The 16,555-nt window shown below is 68.3% G+C and carries 15 protein-coding genes; 4 read left to right on the top strand and 11 right to left on the bottom strand.

The annotated features are described in order from the left end of the window. Nucleotides 1-13: 13 nt before the first annotated feature. A complete protein-coding gene (locus ABEA07_RS24330) occupies nucleotides 14-1,252 on the bottom strand; it encodes a hypothetical protein (RefSeq protein WP_345541103.1) in 1,239 nt (412 codons plus the stop codon). A 109-nt stretch (nucleotides 1,253-1,361) separates the two neighbouring features. On the opposite strand from ABEA07_RS24330, the gene ABEA07_RS24325 reads away from it, so the two are divergent. Together ABEA07_RS24325 and ABEA07_RS24320 are read left to right on the top strand one after the other, a co-directional pair. Further along, nucleotides 1,362-2,297: a hypothetical protein gene (locus ABEA07_RS24325; RefSeq protein ID WP_345541101.1), complete on the top strand. Its 936-nt coding sequence runs from the start codon at nucleotides 1,362-1,364 to the stop codon at nucleotides 2,295-2,297. A gap of 13 nt (nucleotides 2,298-2,310) precedes the next feature. Next, on the top strand, nucleotides 2,311-2,655 hold the full coding sequence (locus ABEA07_RS24320; RefSeq protein ID WP_345541100.1) for a hypothetical protein: 345 nt from the start codon (nucleotides 2,311-2,313) through the stop codon (nucleotides 2,653-2,655). Nucleotides 2,656-2,690: 35 nt separating this feature from the next. On the opposite strand, the gene ABEA07_RS24315 is transcribed toward ABEA07_RS24320, so the two are convergent. The 4 genes from ABEA07_RS24315 to ABEA07_RS24300 form a co-directional block, all read right to left on the bottom strand. Continuing rightward, nucleotides 2,691-6,470 (bottom strand): hypothetical protein, encoded by a 3,780-nt coding sequence (locus tag ABEA07_RS24315; RefSeq protein WP_345541098.1) that lies wholly within the window; start codon nucleotides 6,468-6,470, stop codon nucleotides 2,691-2,693. Beyond that, the gene (locus tag ABEA07_RS24310; protein ID WP_345541097.1) at nucleotides 6,467-7,285 is read right to left on the bottom strand and encodes a toll/interleukin-1 receptor domain-containing protein; all 819 of its coding nucleotides are present in this window, start codon (nucleotides 7,283-7,285) and stop codon (nucleotides 6,467-6,469) included. Before ABEA07_RS24310 ends, ABEA07_RS24315 begins: the two co-directional genes overlap by 4 nt. Before the next feature lie 328 nt (nucleotides 7,286-7,613). After that, nucleotides 7,614-7,919 carry a hypothetical protein gene (locus tag ABEA07_RS24305; RefSeq protein ID WP_345541096.1) on the bottom strand — a complete coding sequence of 102 codons (306 nt, stop codon included), beginning with the start codon at nucleotides 7,917-7,919 and terminating at the stop codon, nucleotides 7,614-7,616. 190 nt (nucleotides 7,920-8,109) lie between these two features. Further along, on the bottom strand, nucleotides 8,110-8,808 hold the full coding sequence (locus ABEA07_RS24300) for a hypothetical protein (protein ID WP_345541095.1): 699 nt from the start codon (nucleotides 8,806-8,808) through the stop codon (nucleotides 8,110-8,112). Between the two features lie 214 nt (nucleotides 8,809-9,022). Here ABEA07_RS24300 and ABEA07_RS24295 point away from each other — a divergent pair, with 214 nt between their 5' ends. Together ABEA07_RS24295 and ABEA07_RS24290 are read left to right on the top strand one after the other, a co-directional pair. Continuing rightward, nucleotides 9,023-9,427 (top strand): DUF1090 family protein, encoded by a 405-nt coding sequence (locus ABEA07_RS24295; RefSeq protein WP_345541094.1) that lies wholly within the window; start codon nucleotides 9,023-9,025, stop codon nucleotides 9,425-9,427. 142 nt (nucleotides 9,428-9,569) lie between these two features. Next, nucleotides 9,570-10,085, top strand: coding sequence for a beta-ketoacyl-[acyl-carrier-protein] synthase family protein (locus tag ABEA07_RS24290; protein WP_345541093.1), 516 nt, complete (start codon nucleotides 9,570-9,572; stop codon nucleotides 10,083-10,085). Here the strand turns inward: ABEA07_RS24290 and ABEA07_RS24285 are convergent. The 6 genes from ABEA07_RS24285 to ABEA07_RS24260 form a co-directional block, all read right to left on the bottom strand. Further along, nucleotides 10,046-10,168, bottom strand: coding sequence for a hypothetical protein (locus ABEA07_RS24285; protein ID WP_345541423.1), 123 nt, complete (start codon nucleotides 10,166-10,168; stop codon nucleotides 10,046-10,048). The two genes, ABEA07_RS24290 and ABEA07_RS24285, sit on opposite strands and share 40 nt — an antisense overlap. Before the next feature lie 150 nt (nucleotides 10,169-10,318). After that, nucleotides 10,319-10,777, bottom strand: coding sequence for an Lrp/AsnC family transcriptional regulator (locus ABEA07_RS24280; RefSeq protein WP_345541091.1), 459 nt, complete (start codon nucleotides 10,775-10,777; stop codon nucleotides 10,319-10,321). Nucleotides 10,778-10,784: 7 nt separating this feature from the next. Beyond that, a complete protein-coding gene (locus ABEA07_RS24275) occupies nucleotides 10,785-11,243 on the bottom strand; it encodes a RidA family protein (RefSeq protein ID WP_345541090.1) in 459 nt (152 codons plus the stop codon). After that, nucleotides 11,240-12,217, bottom strand: a complete 978-nt coding sequence (locus tag ABEA07_RS24270) for a transglutaminase family protein (protein WP_345541089.1) — start codon at nucleotides 12,215-12,217, stop codon at nucleotides 11,240-11,242. The genes ABEA07_RS24275 and ABEA07_RS24270 overlap by 4 nt, the downstream gene beginning before the upstream one ends. A gap of 18 nt (nucleotides 12,218-12,235) precedes the next feature. Then, entirely contained in the window at nucleotides 12,236-14,995 is a 2,760-nt protein-coding gene (locus ABEA07_RS24265; RefSeq protein WP_425584167.1) for a circularly permuted type 2 ATP-grasp protein, read from the bottom strand. 75 nt (nucleotides 14,996-15,070) lie between these two features. Then, nucleotides 15,071-16,468 (bottom strand): hypothetical protein, encoded by a 1,398-nt coding sequence (locus ABEA07_RS24260; protein WP_345541087.1) that lies wholly within the window; start codon nucleotides 16,466-16,468, stop codon nucleotides 15,071-15,073. Nucleotides 16,469-16,555 lie beyond the last annotated feature (87 nt).

Genomic DNA, 16,555 nt, shown 5'->3' with positions numbered 1-16,555 from the left:
CCATGTCGATCGTTCACAACCGCCCGGTCCGCACGTTGTCCCTGACGTAGGCGAAGTAAGGGTCATCGTTCCTGCAGCCCCGGGCGAACCACTCGTCCACGATGGCGCCTTGCTGCTCGAGGTTGTAGCGAGACCACGGCATGCCCGGTGGAGGCACGGCGTAGACGTTCTCCCCGACGAGGTGGTCGGCCTGGTTCACGATGCCTCGGCAGACGGTCCCAGGAAGAAAGGCCGAATGATGGATCTGCCACGCGTGAACGAGCTCGTGGATCAAGACCTGTCCCGGCCTGGCGTAGTGCTCGTTGGTGTACTGACCGGGGGCGTCGTATGCGGTCCCGAGGTTCAGGTAGATGCGGCCGTCGACGCCCGGCATGGTGAAAGCGCGTCCGCCCAATCCTGCGAGGTTCGTGAGAACGATCCGCTCGCGCGGAGGAAGCGATGCACCGAAGACCGTCGCTGCAAACGCCGCCTCTTGCTCGCTCAAAGTACGTTGCTTGACCAATGCATTGGTCATGGCGCCGACGGCGACGCCCGCCGCCACCGCGAGAACGATCGAGCCGCCGAAAGCCAGTACGGCGATGCCCCCCACCACGCCCACGACGCCACCCAGGCCGAGCTGGCCGAAGAGCTGTCCCACCTCCGAACCCAGCGCCAGGATCACGCCAGCCGCGGCGCCCACGGCCGTTGCTCCGATTTCGAGGAAGAACTTGGCAGCGTCTTGCACGAAGCCGATCACGCCGGTGGGCGCATAGTCCTTGGACACCGACAGGGTCCCCAGGCGGACGTGGTCCCAGTTGTCCCTGATGTAGGCACAGAAGCCTTCTTCCCGATGGTCGTCGTTGCGGCGCGGGGAGACGGAAGCTGTTCCCTCGACATGACCGGTACGCTGGGCCATCAAGGTCACGCCGCCCGGTACCGCGAACCGTGCCCGGAAGGTGAAGTCGTAGTCGGGAAGGCCGCTGTCGTGCGCGTGGCTCTTGAAGGTGTAAGTGCCATCGCTGCGAAAGACGAAGGTCACCGAACCACCCAGCGCCGTTCCCGCGGGCGTCACGACGTTCTTGCTGAACGTGAGCTCCTCGGGCTTGAGTGCCGCAAGCACTCTCTTCAAGGATGCCGGTGGAGCGATGGCGGCCCGCTGCGCAAGTGCGCGGCAGCTGAGCCTCGCACCGGTATCGAGCAAGCCCAGCTTTCGAACCTGGTCAATCACACTTTGCATCGTCGCTCTCCCGTCAAGAGCAAGGTCGCCCAGCATGGCACGAAGGCCTCGTTGCGTCACTATCCATTGGGTACTACTTAAGCCAGATAGACCCGGTGCATGCCGAGGCATAGCATCCGCACCCTCCCACCGACCGGAGGACAAGATGCCCGGACACCTCAACACGGATCCGCAACAAGACGGCGTCTTCGGCTCGACCACAGCTTCAGGGAAAGTCGGCGTCTTCGGGAGCAATGAGGCGCGAAGTGCGCCCACCGGCGGCGGTGCCGGCGGCGCGGGTGTTTTCGGGCTGTCTGTCAGCCCGGGCGCGGCCGGGGTGTTCGGCGCGAACAACAGCGCCAAAGGCGTGGGCGTGCAGGGCAACGGCCCCGAGCGCGGCGTGAGTGGCTGGAGCCCCAAGGGCTTTGGCGCGGTGGGGCAGAGCGACAACTCGAGCGGCGTTCTTGCGACTTCTAAATTCGGGCAGGGCCTGACGGCCTACAGCGACAACGACGTCGCGGTGTTCGCGCAAGGCGCGACCTTCGCCGGCGTCTTCAACGGGGCCGTGGTGGTCAACAAAGGTCCGGCTCCCAAGGACACCGGAAGGCCGGCATCGGACATCAACGGGAGCATCGTCATCAACGACGGCAACCTCTTCGTCAACAAGGGAGACGTCATCCTAAGCGGGGCTGATTGCGCCGAGGACTTCGAACTGCTGTCGATCGCGTGCGCGGAGCCGGGGAGCGTGCTCGTGATAGCAGCCGACGGGTCGCTGGACCTGTGCCGCACCGCCTACGACCATGCCGTGGCGGGCGTCGTGTCCGGCGCAGGGAGCTTCCGGCCGGGAATGATCCTCGGGCGGACGGGTCCGACGAATCGCGCCGGACGAGCGCCCGTGGCCCTCATCGGCCGGGTCTACTGCAAAGTCGAAGCGTTCTCGGCGCCGATCAAGGTCGGTGACCTCCTCACCACCTCCGCCGAGCCGGGCCATGCCATGAAGGCCATCGATGCGCACCTGACGCCCGGTGCCGTGCTGGGCAAGGCGATGGCGCCCATGCTGTCGGGCCGTGGCCTCATTCCGATTCTCGTGACGCTTCAATAGCGACAGGGCAGCCATGAGCCATTGGGCGCCGGTGATCACGTCCTGGCTGGTCAGGTCCGACGGGGTTCTCGCCATCGCCTGGTCGCTCGATCCTGGGTCGGGGCCCTCGATGTACACCGGCAGCATGCGCATCCAGGTGCCGCCGGAGCTCTCGGGTCAACTGCTGAAAATCAAGGTCGAGGTCAAGAACGAGATTCAGGGAAGCGGATGGGTGGCGAACACGGTCACGGTTCGATCGGCAAGGAATTTCCATTCGCTGAGGGCCTTCCTCGGCGCGAGCCATGTGACGGCCCGTGGCGGGACGCGGCAGTGGTTGGGAGGCAAGCGCTCTTTGCGGCAGGTCATGGGACTTACCTGAGGCAGATGGCCCGCCCTTGGCGTGTGCCGTGTTCATCACTGCGGATTCAGGCGCTTCCAGATGCCCGAGGCCACCAGATGCTGCAATGTGCTCGGGCTGCCTTCCACCCAGGCGCGCATGGGCTCGCCCGGGCGGCGCTCGAAGGAATAGACCAGCGCCAGGACTGACTTGCCATCCATCGGCATCGCTGCGAGTTCGGGCGGCATGGTGGCTGCTCCTTCGCGCACGTTGGGCAGCTTGGCGCCGGGTGCGGGCTGGAAGTTCGGCTGGTCGGTGACGACGAACACGACGATGCGAAAACGCCCGGGCTGTTCGAGGAAGAGGTCGCCAAGCAGTTCGCTCAGGTTCAGCTTGGGCCGGCCCTCGGTGGTCCAGCGTGCTCGACCGGGGAACGGCTTGCCGTCGGCCTCGATGCGCTCCAGGCGCGCCACCAGCGCGAAGCCGCCGGGCGGTCCGCTGAACAGGCCGGTCTCGTAGTCTGCACTCAGCGCGTGCAAGGCCTCGCGAACACGCTGGAACCATGCGCCAGCGGTGGTGCCGGGGGGGCCGAACCATTCGAGTTTGAGCGGCTCGGGAGGCCTGTATCCCTCGGGCGGGGGCCATGGGAAGGCCGGCAGGGTCGCGTAGCCGCCGCCGCTGGTGCAGATCATGGCCGGAGGTCGCAAGGAATCGAAGACGTCGTTGAGCATCGGCTCGAGTCGCGTGGCGAGCGAGCGAGCCACGAGGTCGGCGCGCTCGAGTGCAGGCAGGCGCGGGTCGCCAGGCCACAGCGAGCGCGCCACGCGCAGCGCCGCGGCGCGCTCGCCTGCGCCCGGGTTGTCCAGGCTGCGGTCGATCATGGCCCGCACCGCCGGGTCTCGCGCATCGCCGACGGCCAGGAGCGGCAACAGTCGCGCGCGCTGCGCAGCCTCGAGCGCGGGCCAGTGCGGGGCCAGTGCGGCCAGCACGATGCGCGCCCGGGGATGGGGTGGGGGCTGCGCTTCGGGTGCGGACAGGTCGCGGCGCCGAGGCCCCGGCTCCTGGCGCAGCCATTGCGATTCGGCCAGCAGCACCCAACCGGGGCCGGGCGGGCTCGACCGCAGGCGGGTCAGCAGACCGGCGTCGCCGACTTCGTCGAGTGCGGTCACCAACGCGGGGGGCAGGGGCCTGGCTGTGTCCGGTCGCCGGCCATGCTCCATCGACCAGGCATCGGCTTCGTCGGGCCAGGGTGCCCAGCCCGGCTTCGCGTGCTCGGCACGCCCCAGCGGCGGTCGAGTGTCCGCCGGGCGTGATCTCGGCAGGTCGGCAGCCAAGGCCCGATCGAGCACCGACGAGCGCTGAGCCGGCGAGAGCTTGGCGAGACCCTTTGCGAAGGCGGCGGCGAATGGCTCGTCTCTGCCGCATGTCGCACGCTCGGGAACCATGCGGCGCGGGCCGTCTGCTGCGCCACCCAGCCAATAGCGCAGCATCGACGCCGCGCCTGGGATCGCGTCCGCACCCATGTCGCCGATCGCCGCCACCGCGCCGCAGGCGACCATGGAGGAACGCGCGTCCAGAAGCTGGGCAAAGCGAACGGCCCTGTCCGCATCGTCCGGCCGCAAGCTGAGCGTGGCGGCAAGATCCGCCATCGTCGCCCGCGACCCGGCCAATGGGCAGGCAGAGGCCTTTGCGGCCTCGGCCTGCAGCACGCGCGCTTCGATATCGGAATTGGACGGCAGGCCGAAGCCGCGCCAGACGCGCAGGGCAAGATCGGCACCCGGCCCGCCGGCTGCCAGCGGAGCGCGCAGCGCCGATGCGAGTTGCTCGCGCAGGCCTGGATCGAGCGAAGCCCTGCGCGGGGCGCCATCCGAATACATCCAGTGGATGTCGCAGGGCAGCGTCTGCGCCGAGACATCGGGCGCTTCGTCGGCCAGATAGGCAAGCACCGCCGTGTCCGTCGCAGCGTCCGACGTTCCCACCACCGTGACGGCGCGCGTCAACCAGACGTCGGGCGGCAGGTCGTGCTTGCTGCCTTGAAACAGCGCCCGGATCGCAGCGGCGCGCGCGGGCGACGCGGTCGGCAACTCCGAGATCTGGGCCCACACGCCGTCGAGGCTCGTGGCACGGCTGCGCCTCTCTTCGGGATCGAAGCTCATCGAACCGGGATCCAGCGTCGGGCCCCACAAGGCACGCACGTAGTGACTGGCCGCCACAGGGTCGGTTGACTGCAGCAGCCGCTGCTTCAGTCGCGCCACGGCCCATGCGCGCGTCGAAGGACGTGCGGCGAGTTGTCCCAGCGCCTCGGCCGACTCGGCCGCGGTTGCCCGGGGCGAGGTCTCGACGGCGCGCCACGCTTGCTGGACCACAGGGGCGTCGGCGCCCAGTTCCGCAAGGAGCCGGGCGCGCATCGGCTCGCGTCCAGGCGCGCTGGGCGGTACCGCCGCGCGCAACGCGGCATGCCAGGCCCGCGCGTCGGCCGAAGGGGGCGTCGACGCTTCGCCGAAGGCGCCGGCTCCGGGTCGACGCAGCACCGTGGGTGCGAGCCGGCCGTCCAGCACGGCACGCACCAGCAGGGGTGCCAGCGCACCGCGGTCAGCGGCCCTGGGCGGCGGCAGCCCCGCAACCACAGCCGCCAGCCTGGCCGCGGGCGCCTCCGACGTCCTCAATGCCGCGCGCACTGCACGCCAGGCTTGCTGGCGTTCGGCCTCATCCATCACGGCAGAGAGCTGGGTTGCCAGAGCGCCCAGTTCGCCGGCAACCCGGTCTGCCGGGCCATGATCGGTTCCGGAGGCCATCGTCCTCGCCATGAAGTCGATCACATCAGGCCGCCAGGCCTTCACCAACGCCACCCGCTGGGCCGCAGCCGCCACCCACTCGAGGTCGACGGAGCCCGGGCCGACGGGCTGCGACAGAAACGCGCGCATCGCTGCTGGTGCCACCTGGCCCAACCAGGCCGGCGCCTTGGGCTGGGGCCCGCCGCCTTGCAGCCTGAGCTCCGCGAGCGCTCTGGCGAGGGCGGCTCGGGCCGCGCTTCGGCCCGAGGCTGCGGCCGAGTTGAAGGCCTGCAATGCCACGTCGTCGGCACCGTCGACGCTGGCGAAGGCCGCCAGCCATCGTTCCGGGAATGGACTGGACGCCAGCCCTTTTCGTGCCGCGCCGCTGCCGGCCGTGCCGGCACGTGCCAGCAACTGAGCGACGGCGGTATCGAAGTCCTCGGTCCGGTCGGTGCCGGCCGCCTCGATGGACGCTGCAACCGCCTCGATGGTCCGCGGATCCTTGACATCGGCCAGGTCGAACACCAGGTCGCGTGCGGCGGCGCGCTGGCGATGCGAAGTCCGCACCACATCGGTCGGCGGTGGGTATCGGCCCTTCGCAAGCGTGGCGCTCAGCAGCCTCGCGACGCCATCGTCGACGTCGCCGTCGACGAACCGGCGCCAAAGCAATTCGGCATCGGAATCCGGCGCCGCGGCCAGCGTGGCCGCGGCGACTTCACCCACGGAAGGCACGAACAGGGACCGTCCACAGCCGTTGAAGTAGCTGCCCACGTGCGGACTGATGCCACCATCTGCCAGCCGACCGAGCAGCACCGGCGTGGCGGCCGGTCCGGCCTTGCGCAGCGCGGCGATGGCGTTCCAGCGCACGGCGGCTGCCGGGTCGGAGAGCAGGTCGGCGGCGGCCTGCAGGTCGGCGGGATCGGCCAGCCCGGCGTCGCCGAGCTGCAGCAAGGCCGCTTCGCGGTCGGCCGCCTTCGAACTGTGGAGCAACCCACGCCAGTCGGTCTGCGCGAGCGCGCCACCGCAGGCCAGCAGCCCGCACAAGACAAGGGCGACACAGTGGCGACGCCGCGATGCGATCACGATGCGCTTTGCGCGCGTCGCCCGACGCGCCAGATGGACCATCGGAGCCACGCGCGTTGCAGCAGGCTGCGCGCCAGAAGCAGGATCAGCAGGAGGTTGAGCGCCGCGAGCAGCGCCAGAAGCGGCGCTCCGCTCTGGCCGAGGCGCGCGAGCGCGCCGAACAGCAAGAGTGGCGAACCCAGCGTAACCGCGGCGAACAGCAGCGCCATGCTCGGCAGCGTCGCCATGCCGGCGTCAGTCTGCTGCACCAGGAAGCCGGTGGCGTGGTCGTAGAGGACCATCAGCAGCGCGCTGGTCAGCAGCACGCCGATGCCTACCGCGAAGCTGCTGCCGGCCAACCGCCGAAGCAGCCCGGCGTGGAAGCGATGCGCACCCAGGGCGTCGGCAAAGCGGCGCGAGGCGGCCGGGTCGGCATCGGCCTCGAGGAGATCGACCAAGGCGAGCGCGATGGTCTCCATGCGCGCCTCGCTGGCGGGGAAGCAGTCCACCCAGCTCAAGCGGGCCATCTCGTACAGCAGCGCGCCGGAGGGCACCACCTCCTCGAGCCGCACGGGCACGATCGGAAGCTTCATGCTGGATGCGACCGCAATCTCCTTGGCGACCTCGGCCGATTGCTCGGCGTTCCGCGAATGCATCAGCACGACGAGGCGCGAGCGGCCCAGCGCGCCTGTGATGGCGCTGCGCCATTCATCGCCGGCATGGATGGCATCGTCCATCCACACGCGCAAGCCGACACGCACCAGGACGGCCTTCAGCAGCGCAACGCTGGTGGCATCGCGCCGCGAATAGCTGATGAATACGTCGAAGTCCTTCATGCCCCTCTGGGTCGGGCCGGCCGATGGAGGATTCGACCACGGCGCCGCGTGGCTCACAAGAGGGGCAGAACCGAGCCCCCGAGGGGCCCGCCTCAGCGGCGGACGAGGCCGCCGCGCTGAACGGACGCGAGGAGGGGCGTCGCTCGCTGGATCCGGCGCACGGCGTCGCGGGCGACGAGGTAGGCCTCGATTTCCTTTTCGCTCATGACGGGCCGTCCGCCCATGCGCCGATTCGCCCCTGGCGGTCGCTGCGATCCCGTCGCGGCAGGGTCAAATCCGGAAGGCATGATCAACTCCTTTCACTGATGCCGGTGGGTGGGAAGAGTGCTTATCTGCCATCGCGCCGACGGGGCGCCAGGATGGCCTCGCGCGCACGCGCTGCAGCAATTTCGAGCCAGCGGGCCTTGGCCTTGCCTTGCTTCCGGCGGGCCTCCGGGTAGTGGAACTGAAGCAGTTCGCGATTGCCTTTTTCCGTGATCGCGAGGACCCTTGCGCCCCGCTCGGGCGGGTCGTCGACCAGCGCCAGCACCAGGCCGGCCTGGCGCAGCACCCGGACCGCGTCGATATCGTCTGCCGCCGTGAATGATTGAGGGAGAGGGGAGCTTGCGATCTGCCTCAAGAGTTCAAGGGACATAGAACCTCCTAAATTTCAGCGCGCAAAAGATTAGCGGCTGATTGGGAGGCTTTCAAGTCGGAAAAGTTCCGGACGCAGCCCCGCCGAGCCCATGCACCGGCCCGGACGTGGCGGCGGTGGATGCTGGAGTCCTGAGCGCGTCGCGCGCGCCCGGCTTCCAAGGCAGCGGTGCGGGTAGCGGACCCGCCCATCAACCGCGATAGGGCGGCTCCAGCCCTTTCGTGCGGTCGATCGCGTATCTCCTCACCAGGGGTCCGAACCCGTGGGCCGTCGTGCCGAGAATCATCGTCGTCAGGATCCGGTGCAACCTATCGCGGTCCAGATCCTTGACCTTCTCATTCCATTTGCCGAGATCCACGTCCTGGGTGTCGAAGGCGGCCTTGATCAGGCTGTTCCACAACTCCCGGGTCTCGGTCGTCGCGCTGACATCCGGATCGAAGCCGACGAACCACTTTTTCCTTTCCCCGTCTTCGACCACCTGCAGCAATACGAAGGCATGGAAGGACGTGAGGTTCGCGAACTTGCTCTTGTCTCCGCTGATCTCGGTGCCCCGGCCTTCAATGACGAGCGCCCGGCCGTTGTTCAAAGCGTCCTCGGCCGCGGCCCATTTCTGCTCGATGGTCTTGCCCGGCGCCTTCAACAGGCTGGCGAGCAGGCCGGACTTCTCGCCGGCTTTGGACAGCAGGGGCGCCAATGCCGCGGCCCGTATGTTGCAACCGCCGAGAAGCTCGCCGCCTGCACCCACATAGGCCTGTAGCCAATCCTTGAGTTTCTGGAACTCGCATTGAAGCGGCTGCCCCAGTTTCGCGACGAACCTTCCCCTCAGGTCCGCCAGGGCGCGCTCCATGTCGCTGCCCGGTTCGATCAACCTCTGTTCAATTCTCGGCATGGCCACTCCAGGATTGAATCGCGCTGATGGGCTGGCGGGAGAGGATAGCTTCTGCTCGACCCGTTCGCCAGTCAGTCGTGGTCCGGCAGGCTGGATTCTGAGGTACCTGACGAGCGCCCACGTCAAGGAAAGTCCACAGCATCGTGGATTGCCGGAGCCGCGAAGGCCTGCCGTCGACGGCGCATTGATCTAAAGCGTCACGCTGGAGGGTAGGATGCCGTCGGCGGCAGTCGGCCAACAGCGGAAGTTGGTGTCATGCTCGACGTCATTTCGCTCCGGTACCCCTATGCGCGCAAACCCTTGCTTTCTGTTCATCGCACTGGCTCTGGCACCTCCCGCCATGGCTCAGCCCACAGGCCCAGTGGACAACGCAGAATGCAAAGCCGAAAGGGCCACGCTCGAACAGGACATGGAACTGGCCCACTCCAAGGGTCAGATGCTGCGCCGCCGGCAACTCGCCGAGGCACTGGCCGCGCTGCAAGCGCGTTGCGAGAATCTCGCCCCGGCGCAGAGCCGCGCAGCGAAGATCGAGCGATTGGACCAAGAGATCCGGGAACTGCGCGAGGCACTCGCGCGTGCAGAGGAGCAACTGCACAAATTGAAGAGCGAGGCTCCGTGAAGAACCAGGGCTTGTTCACCGGGGGGTCTGAATGACTTCATGCTCAAGAAGGGTTACGCGGTCATCTCTTCGACCTTGAACTTGAACGCGAACAACTCGTGGCAAAGCGCTCGCAGCCGGTGCGATCTCTGCCGGGCAGTTCGTGTTCGGCCCCACCTTCATTCGCCACATGCACGACGACGGCACGACCCGCTCGCAGATCGCCGCGGTGAAGGTGGCGCACAGCAAGCACGCCTCGAACAACCCCAAGGCGCTGTACAAGGAGCGCGTCACGGTGGATGAGGTGCTGTCCAGCCGGATGATCTGTTATCCGCTGTCCTTGCTCGATTGCTGCGTGGAAACGGACAACGCGGCCGCGATCATCATCACCTCCGCGGCGCGTGCGCGGGGCCTGCGCCAGCCGCCGGTCGCCATCGAGCTGGGCGGCACCCGGCCCAACAACACGAGTGGCGGCCAGCTGTGCGAAGGCTACACGCACGGCGTCAGCCTGGTGATCGAGAACGTCCGGCAATCGCGCGGGGACGTGGACGACTATTGCCCGATCGGCCCTGACGGCCGGCGTGTGCATACCTACGACTATCGCGAGGGTGGCTGCAGTCAGGTCAGGGGATGCGGAACTCACTGCCAACCTGGGCTGGGCCACACCTCGGGGTCGTAGCTGCGCGTGTCGCCCTGGATGATCACGTTCGATGGAATGGCGTTGCGGATGCCGTCGGTCAGGATCTCGGTGCAGGAGATCACCGCCTGTTCCACCAGGCAGACGCCCAACACATCCCGTTACCGGATGCGACCTTCGAAAGCTACCTTATCGCCATCGCGCGCAAGCCGCTTGAAAGGCGGCGATCTGAGCAGCGAGGCAGGCCATCTGAAGAGGCACGAACTGGAGTGATGTCAGGGCGATTGCGGGCTCGCAGCCAGCGCGCTGCGCCGGTCGACCTTGCGGCTGAGCACCACCGAGGTGTGGGTGCGCTCGATGCCTTCGATCAAGCCGATGCGATCGAGCAGCGCATCGAGCTGCTCGTTGGTTTCGCAGCGCAGTGCGAGCATGTAGTCGTACTCGCCGCTGACGGCGGAGAGTTCTTCCAGCTCGGGCAGCCGCTCCAGCGCGCGGATGACGGCGGCCCCCATCTTCGGCGCGACGCTCAAGCCGCAGTAGGCGCGGACCGCGGCCTGCTCCAGCGGGTGCCCCAGGCGCACGCCGTAGCCGGCGATCACGCCCTCGCGCTCCAGGCGGGCGATGCGCGCCACCACCGTCGTGCGCGCCACCTTGAGCTTGCGCGCCAGGTCGGCGGCCGGGGCGCGGGCGTTGGCCTGCAGCAGGGTCAGCAGGTGACGGTCGGTGTCGTCCAACGGTCCGCTATTCGACTTCGGCGATCAGCTCGATCTCGACGCAGGCACCCATGGGAATCTGCGCCACGCCGAAAGCGCTGCGCGCATGCGCGCCTTTCTCGGGGCCGAAGACCTCGGCGAAGAATTCGCTGGCGCCGTTGGTCACGACGTGCTGCTCGGTGAAGGTGGGCGTGGAGTTGACCAGGCTCATCACCTTGACGATGCGCTTGACCTTGTTCAGGTCGCCGATGGCCGCCTGTAGCGTGCCCAGCAGGTCGATGGCGATGGCGCGCGCTGCCTGCTTGCCTTCCTCGGTGCCGATGGCGCCGCCGAGCTGCCCGACCCAGGGCTTGCCGTCCTTCTTCGCGATGTGGCCGGAGAGGAAGACCAGGTTGCCCGTGCGCACGAAGGGCACGTAGGCGGCGGCGGGGGTGGCAACGGGCGGCAGCGTGATGCCGAGGCTCTTGAGTTTGTCGTTGATGCTCATGACGGTTCCTTGTCTTGGGATGGCGATTGTGGCCGCGATGGGGCCTTGGCTTCCTGGGCAGCCTGCGCGGCCTCGGCGGGCCGTTCATCCATCGGCTGGACGGTCACGCGCACCTCCAGCGTATGCCGCGCTCCGCCGTGCAGCACGCCGCGCATCGGCGAGACGTCGGCGTAGTCGCGGCCGATGGCCAGCGCCACGTAGTCCTCGCCGGGCTGGCGGCCGTTGGTGGGGTCGAATTCGGCCCAGTCGCCCGGCCCGTCGGCGCCGGGGATGTAGACCGAGACCCAGGCATGAGAGGCATCGGCGCCCGTCAGCCGCGGCCGGCCCGGCGGCGGCTGCGTCAGAAGGTATCCGCTGACGTAGCGCGCCGGCAGGCCCAGGGTGCGCAGGCAGGCGATCATGATGTGCGCGAAGTCCTGGCACACGCCGTGGCGCTGCGCCAGGGCCTCGACGGCGGGCGTGCTGATCTCGGTGCTCCCGCTGTCGTAGCGGAAGTCGGCATGCATGCGCAGCGTGAGGTCCATGGCCGCGTCGAAGATCGGGCGCCCGGGCGTGAAGCTGGGTCGCGCGTAGGCGGCGAAGTGGTCGTGCCGCGGCACGTAGCGCGAGGGGAAGACGAACTCGGCCGCGGGGTCGAAGGGCTGGTTCTTCGCGTAGCGGAAGCGCTCTCGCACGGTCTCCCAGGGCAGTTCGCGCGCCGCGGCGGGCGAGAGCTCGGGCGGCGCGGTCTCGACCACGCTTTCGGCCGTGACCACCAGCCCGTCGTGGGTCGAATCCAGCGCGAAAAAGGCGCGCGCATTGCCGTAGATGTCGGGCGACTCGCTGCGCTGTGCCGGCTCCGGGCTCACGGTGAGCGCGTGGCTCACCAGGCGCTGCGAACCGGTGCCGAGCGGCTTGAGGTGCGCCAGGTGCTGGGCCGTCTCGACCGGGGGCGAGTAGGCGTAGCGGGTTTCGTGGGTGACGTGCAGCAGCATGGTCCTCGGTCTCCCGGGCTACGCCCCGACGGAGCGCAGCGATTCGGAGGTCAGCGTGAAGTAGCGGATGCCGATCGCATCCGACACGTGGTAGGCCGCGGTCTCGCAGGTTTCGAGCAGCTGCAGCAAGGCGCCGTAGCCGGCATCGGCGCCCGGGTCGCACAGGTGCTCGAGGGTCCAGGTGGCCGGGTCGGGCAGTTCGTGCGAGAGGGCGGTGAGCTTGCCGGGCGCGCTGCCCGCCAGCCGCGCGATGCGCCCGCGCAGCGTCTGCGTGACCCAGGCCAGGGAGCGCGGGTTGTCGCCGTCCAGCACCAGCAGGTCGACCATGGTCGCGACGTCGCGGCGCTGCTGGTAGCGCGCATGGAAGGTGATGGTGCTGTCGAACAGCGCGATCATGGCCTCGAAGCCGCTCATGTCGTGCACCGAGCCGATCCTGAAGCCGGCCGCCAGCGCGCCGGAGAGGAAGGCCAGGCGCTCGATGTGGCGGCCGATGGACAGCAGGCGCCAGGCATCGTCGCGCGTCATGCGGTCGGTCTGGGCGCCGGTCATCGCGGACAGCGCCGTGCTGGTGGCTTCCAGCATGCGCAGCGCGGCGGCGCTGGCGTAGCCGCCCTCGATGCGTTCCGCGGCCTGTTCGGCGCTGCGGCGCACGAACTCGGCCTCGGCGCGCACGATCTGGTTCCAGTGGTCGGGCGAGAGCCGCTCGCGCACCGCGGCCGCGGCCTGGCGGATGCAGCCCAGGCTGTAGCCCACGCTGCCGCCGTCGTCGAGGTCGGCCAGCTCGTCGATGAGGGCGCGCTCGAATACGCGCCGCGAGCGCGCCAGGCTGGGCACCCCGCGCGGCACCAGGGCGTTGCGCAGCGCCATGTCGTGCAGCCAGGCGAGCATGGCGGGCGAGGAAAGGTCTTCGCCGCACAGCAGGTTCAGCGTGAGCCGGGCCAGGCGCACCGCGTTGTCGGCACGCTCGGTGTAGCGGCCCAGCCAGTACATGTTCTCGGCGGCGCGGCTGGTGACCGGAGCGCGGTGCCGTGCCAGGGAGGCCGGCGTGGCATGCGCGGGCAGCAGCGTGGTGCGGTCGACTTCGCCATGGGTCTGCACCCAGACGTCGGCACTGCTGCCGCCGCGCTGCATGGAGGCGATCTGCGCGTCGACGCCGACCAGGCGCGCCAGGCCGCCGGGCAGCACGCGCCAGGACTGGGCGCCGTCACTTACCGCGAAGACGCGCAGCAGCACCGAGCGCGGCGTGATGTGGCCGGGGCCCATGTCCTGCGTCCAGGTCGGCATCTGCGAAATCGGCAGGTAGCCCTGCACGGTGTATTCCTCGCCTTCGCGCACGATGCGGCCGGCCCATTCGTCCAGCTCGCGGCGGCCCATGCGGCTGCCGAGCACGGTCTCGAAGCTGGCATGGCCGTCCGCGCCGTTGTAGGTGGGCTTGATCGCGCAGCCGGCGAGCTGCGGCAGCACGGCCTCCATGGCGGCGCGCTCGCCGCACCACCAGGTGGGCAGGGCCGGCAGCAGCAGCTTCTCGCCGAGCAGGCGGCGCGACAGCGCGGGCAGGAAGCCCAGCAGCGCCGCCGATTCGAGCCAGGCCGAGCCGGGCATGTTGGCCACCAGCACGTTGCCGGCCCGCACGGCCTGCAGCAGGCCCGGCACGCCGAGCGTGGAGTCGGGGCGCAGTTCCAGCGGGTCGAGGAACTGGTCGTCCAGCCGTTTGATCAGGCCGTGCACGGGGCGCAGGCCTTGCAGGGTCTTGAGGTAGAGGCGCTGGTCGCGCACCGTGAGGTCGTTGCCCTCGACCAGCGTGATGCCCAGGTAGCGTGCCAGGTAGGCGTGCTCGAAGTAGGTCTCGTTGTAGGGGCCGGGCGTGAGCAGCACCACGTGCGGCGGCTGGCCGGCCGGGCACATGTGCTGCAGGCCTTCCATCATCGCGGCGTAGGTGGCGGCGAGGCGCTGCACCCGCAGCGACTCGAAGGCCTGCGGAAACTGGCGGGCGATGGCGAGGCGGTTCTCCAGCAGGTAGCCCAGGCCCGACGGAGCCTGCGTGCGCTGCGACAGCACCCACCAGTTGCCGTCGGGTCCGCGCGCGAGGTCGAACGCGGCGATGTGCAGCCAGGTGTCGCCCGGCGGCCGCACGCCGTGCATGGCGCGCAGATAGCCCGGGTTGCCGCGCACCAGGGCCGGCGGCAGCAGGCCCTCGGCGACCATCTGCCGCGGGCCGTAGGCGTCGGCCATCAGCTGGTTGAGCAGGTGCACCCGCTGCAGGACGCCGGCCTCGATCTGCGCCCAGCTCTCGGGCGGGACGATCAGCGGAAAGAGGTCGAGCGACCAGGGCCGCTGCGGGCTGTCGGCATCGGCATACACGTTGTAGGTGACGCCGTTGTCGCGGATCTGGCGCTGCAGGCTGACGGCGCGGCGCGGCAGGTCGGCGAAGCCGTCGGTGCCGAGTTGCTCGAAGAAGCCGGCCCAGTGCGGCGCCAGGGGTGCGCGTTCGTTGGCGGCGGCCTCGTCGCTTGCGGCATCGGCCGGCGCGGGCGCCGGCATGGCGGCGTCGTGCAGCGGCGCCGGCTGCGAAGGTACGCCCAGCCGCGGCACGCCCGACGGCGCCGGGGTGGCGATGCCGCGCAGCTCGTCAAAGTGCCCCGGCGCGGCCGGAGGCGCCAGCGACGAGGCCAGCGCGGCAGGCGATTCCAGCGCCTGTGCGTCGAAGAGGGATTCGTTCAAGGAGTCCACGTTGCGCTGATTGTCACACTGGAGTCGGCGAGTGTCCGCCGCCTGCATGAACCTGAGCGCTCAAGATTCGTGCCTGGCTCGAATCAGGCGCCTGACCAGCAGGCGCAGGGCGCCCGCTGTCACTCAATTCGCTCCGACCGACGCGCGTTTTGCCTCAGGCCGTGTTTGGCGGCGGTTCACCAGCCCTTGCCAGGGTTCCCACGTGTCCAAGAAGTCCCGGAAGCTGGCTTCTGTTGCGTATTGCATCGCCTGCCGCCAAGCTGTCTTCGCGACTGCGGCAACCTCGGGCGTCACGTCTTCTGCGAGCGGCAAGCCTTGCTGACCGCCGTTCAGCAAAGTGTGCATCAACGCCTTGTCGAAAACCGCTAGGAGCTCGGACTGCTGCAGGAGGTTGAAATGGGGCGACTCGCTTTCCCAGGCTTGGGCAGCTTCTCCTGCCAGCAAGCGGTATCGGTGTACGCAGTGGGCATAAGTGAGCGCATCCGCCAGCAGCGGGCCGTCGTCCAGCGCGCCTGAGCGAATGCGGCATTCCATGTAGGCGACGTACAGTTGTTTCGCCTGGCTGGTGCTGCGAAGTCGATGGTCGGGCAGCTTGCTTGCAAAGGCCAGCATTGGTGAGAGGATGGCTGGATCTTCACGCATGGCGAGCAGAACGATCGACAGAGGAAATTCCACCTCTTTCCGAGTGGGTTCCCCCTCGCTGATGACACGCTCGATCAGCTTGCACAGGGCCTGTGCTCCCGCTGTGTTCACTGCCGCCTGCCAATGTGGCGTGAACTGGAGTTCGTTGAACGCATGGGTGAGCCTTTTTCCCAGAGGTGTGGGGTCGGCTGGTTCAGGCGCCCCCTGCAGCGTGGCTAGCAACTGCAGGGCCGCTTCCATCTTCTGGTTCAGTTCAAATGCATCCTTGCGATATTGCGCGATTTCTTCTTCAAGCGCCGCATGTCGCTGCAAGGCAATCGCAAGATCGGTCTCGAGCGGACGGGAGGAGTTGCACGAACTCGGAGTCGCGGGCTGAGTCGAGTCGGGCTGAAGATCGGGCTCATCGGATCTGAACGGGCTCAGGGTCCAGGCTTCCTCCTCGTTGGCGATCAAGGGTTGATTGGATGCGAGTCTGATCTCCAGACGATCTAGGATTTGTCGAACCGTTTCAACTTCGTCGTCGGAAACCTTGCGGTCGGGCAATACGATGTAGACGTTGGCGCCCTTCGGTACGTTCTCCGTCAGCAAGTCGGCCAAACTGGCAGGTTGCTCGTCCAGATCGTTCTTGTCGCCTGCCTCGATGGCGCAGAAATTCCATGCCAAGCCATGGGCTTGGTCCTTCCAATTCGCGAGCAGCTCGGTGCACATGTGGTTGGAGCCGCCTGCCGTGACAACGACGACGGTGGGGCGCCCTTTGTCGATTTTCTCCGAGCTCGGAAGCAGCTTGGAAAAACGCCTCGCTGGCGCGTTGTTTGATTCGCGCGGAGTGATGGGGGGTGAGCGCGGCGGGGATGAGCCGTTGGCTCTTGGGGTGGTCATTCGTCGGTTCTCCCGTGACGATGCAGAGGTGGTTGGAATTGTTCTGTGTGTGCCAACCGTGACGTTCGCACCTGGCTTGCGTAACGC

Origin of the sequence: Variovorax defluvii, assembly GCF_039541515.1 — a bacterium.
Classification (GTDB): Bacteria; Pseudomonadota; Gammaproteobacteria; order Burkholderiales; family Burkholderiaceae_C; genus Variovorax; species Variovorax defluvii.
The sequence above is the reverse complement of the archived record's forward strand: the minus strand, read 5'-3'. Positions and strand labels throughout refer to the sequence as shown.

What these genes read in the sequence shown, in the direction of transcription:
- ABEA07_RS24320 (WP_345541100.1), top strand. Translation starts at nt 2,311, where the DNA reads ATGAGCCATTGGGCGCCGGTGATCACGTCCTGGCTGGTCAGGTCCGAC.
- ABEA07_RS24260 (WP_345541087.1), bottom strand. Translation starts at nt 16,468, where the DNA reads ATGACCACCCCAAGAGCCAACGGCTCATCCCCGCCGCGCTCACCCCCC.
- ABEA07_RS24265 (WP_425584167.1), bottom strand. Translation starts at nt 14,995, where the DNA reads ATGCAGGCGGCGGACACTCGCCGACTCCAGTGTGACAATCAGCGCAAC.
- ABEA07_RS24300 (WP_345541095.1), bottom strand. Translation starts at nt 8,808, where the DNA reads ATGCCGAGAATTGAACAGAGGTTGATCGAACCGGGCAGCGACATGGAG.
- ABEA07_RS24305 (WP_345541096.1), bottom strand. Translation starts at nt 7,919, where the DNA reads ATGTCCCTTGAACTCTTGAGGCAGATCGCAAGCTCCCCTCTCCCTCAA.
- ABEA07_RS24330 (WP_345541103.1), bottom strand. Translation starts at nt 1,252, where the DNA reads ATGCTGGGCGACCTTGCTCTTGACGGGAGAGCGACGATGCAAAGTGTG.
- ABEA07_RS24275 (WP_345541090.1), bottom strand. Translation starts at nt 11,243, where the DNA reads ATGAGCATCAACGACAAACTCAAGAGCCTCGGCATCACGCTGCCGCCC.
- ABEA07_RS24310 (WP_345541097.1), bottom strand. Translation starts at nt 7,285, where the DNA reads ATGAAGGACTTCGACGTATTCATCAGCTATTCGCGGCGCGATGCCACC.
- ABEA07_RS24270 (WP_345541089.1), bottom strand. Translation starts at nt 12,217, where the DNA reads ATGCTGCTGCACGTCACCCACGAAACCCGCTACGCCTACTCGCCCCCG.
- ABEA07_RS24325 (WP_345541101.1), top strand. Translation starts at nt 1,362, where the DNA reads ATGCCCGGACACCTCAACACGGATCCGCAACAAGACGGCGTCTTCGGC.
- ABEA07_RS24295 (WP_345541094.1), top strand. Translation starts at nt 9,023, where the DNA reads ATGCCGTCGGCGGCAGTCGGCCAACAGCGGAAGTTGGTGTCATGCTCG.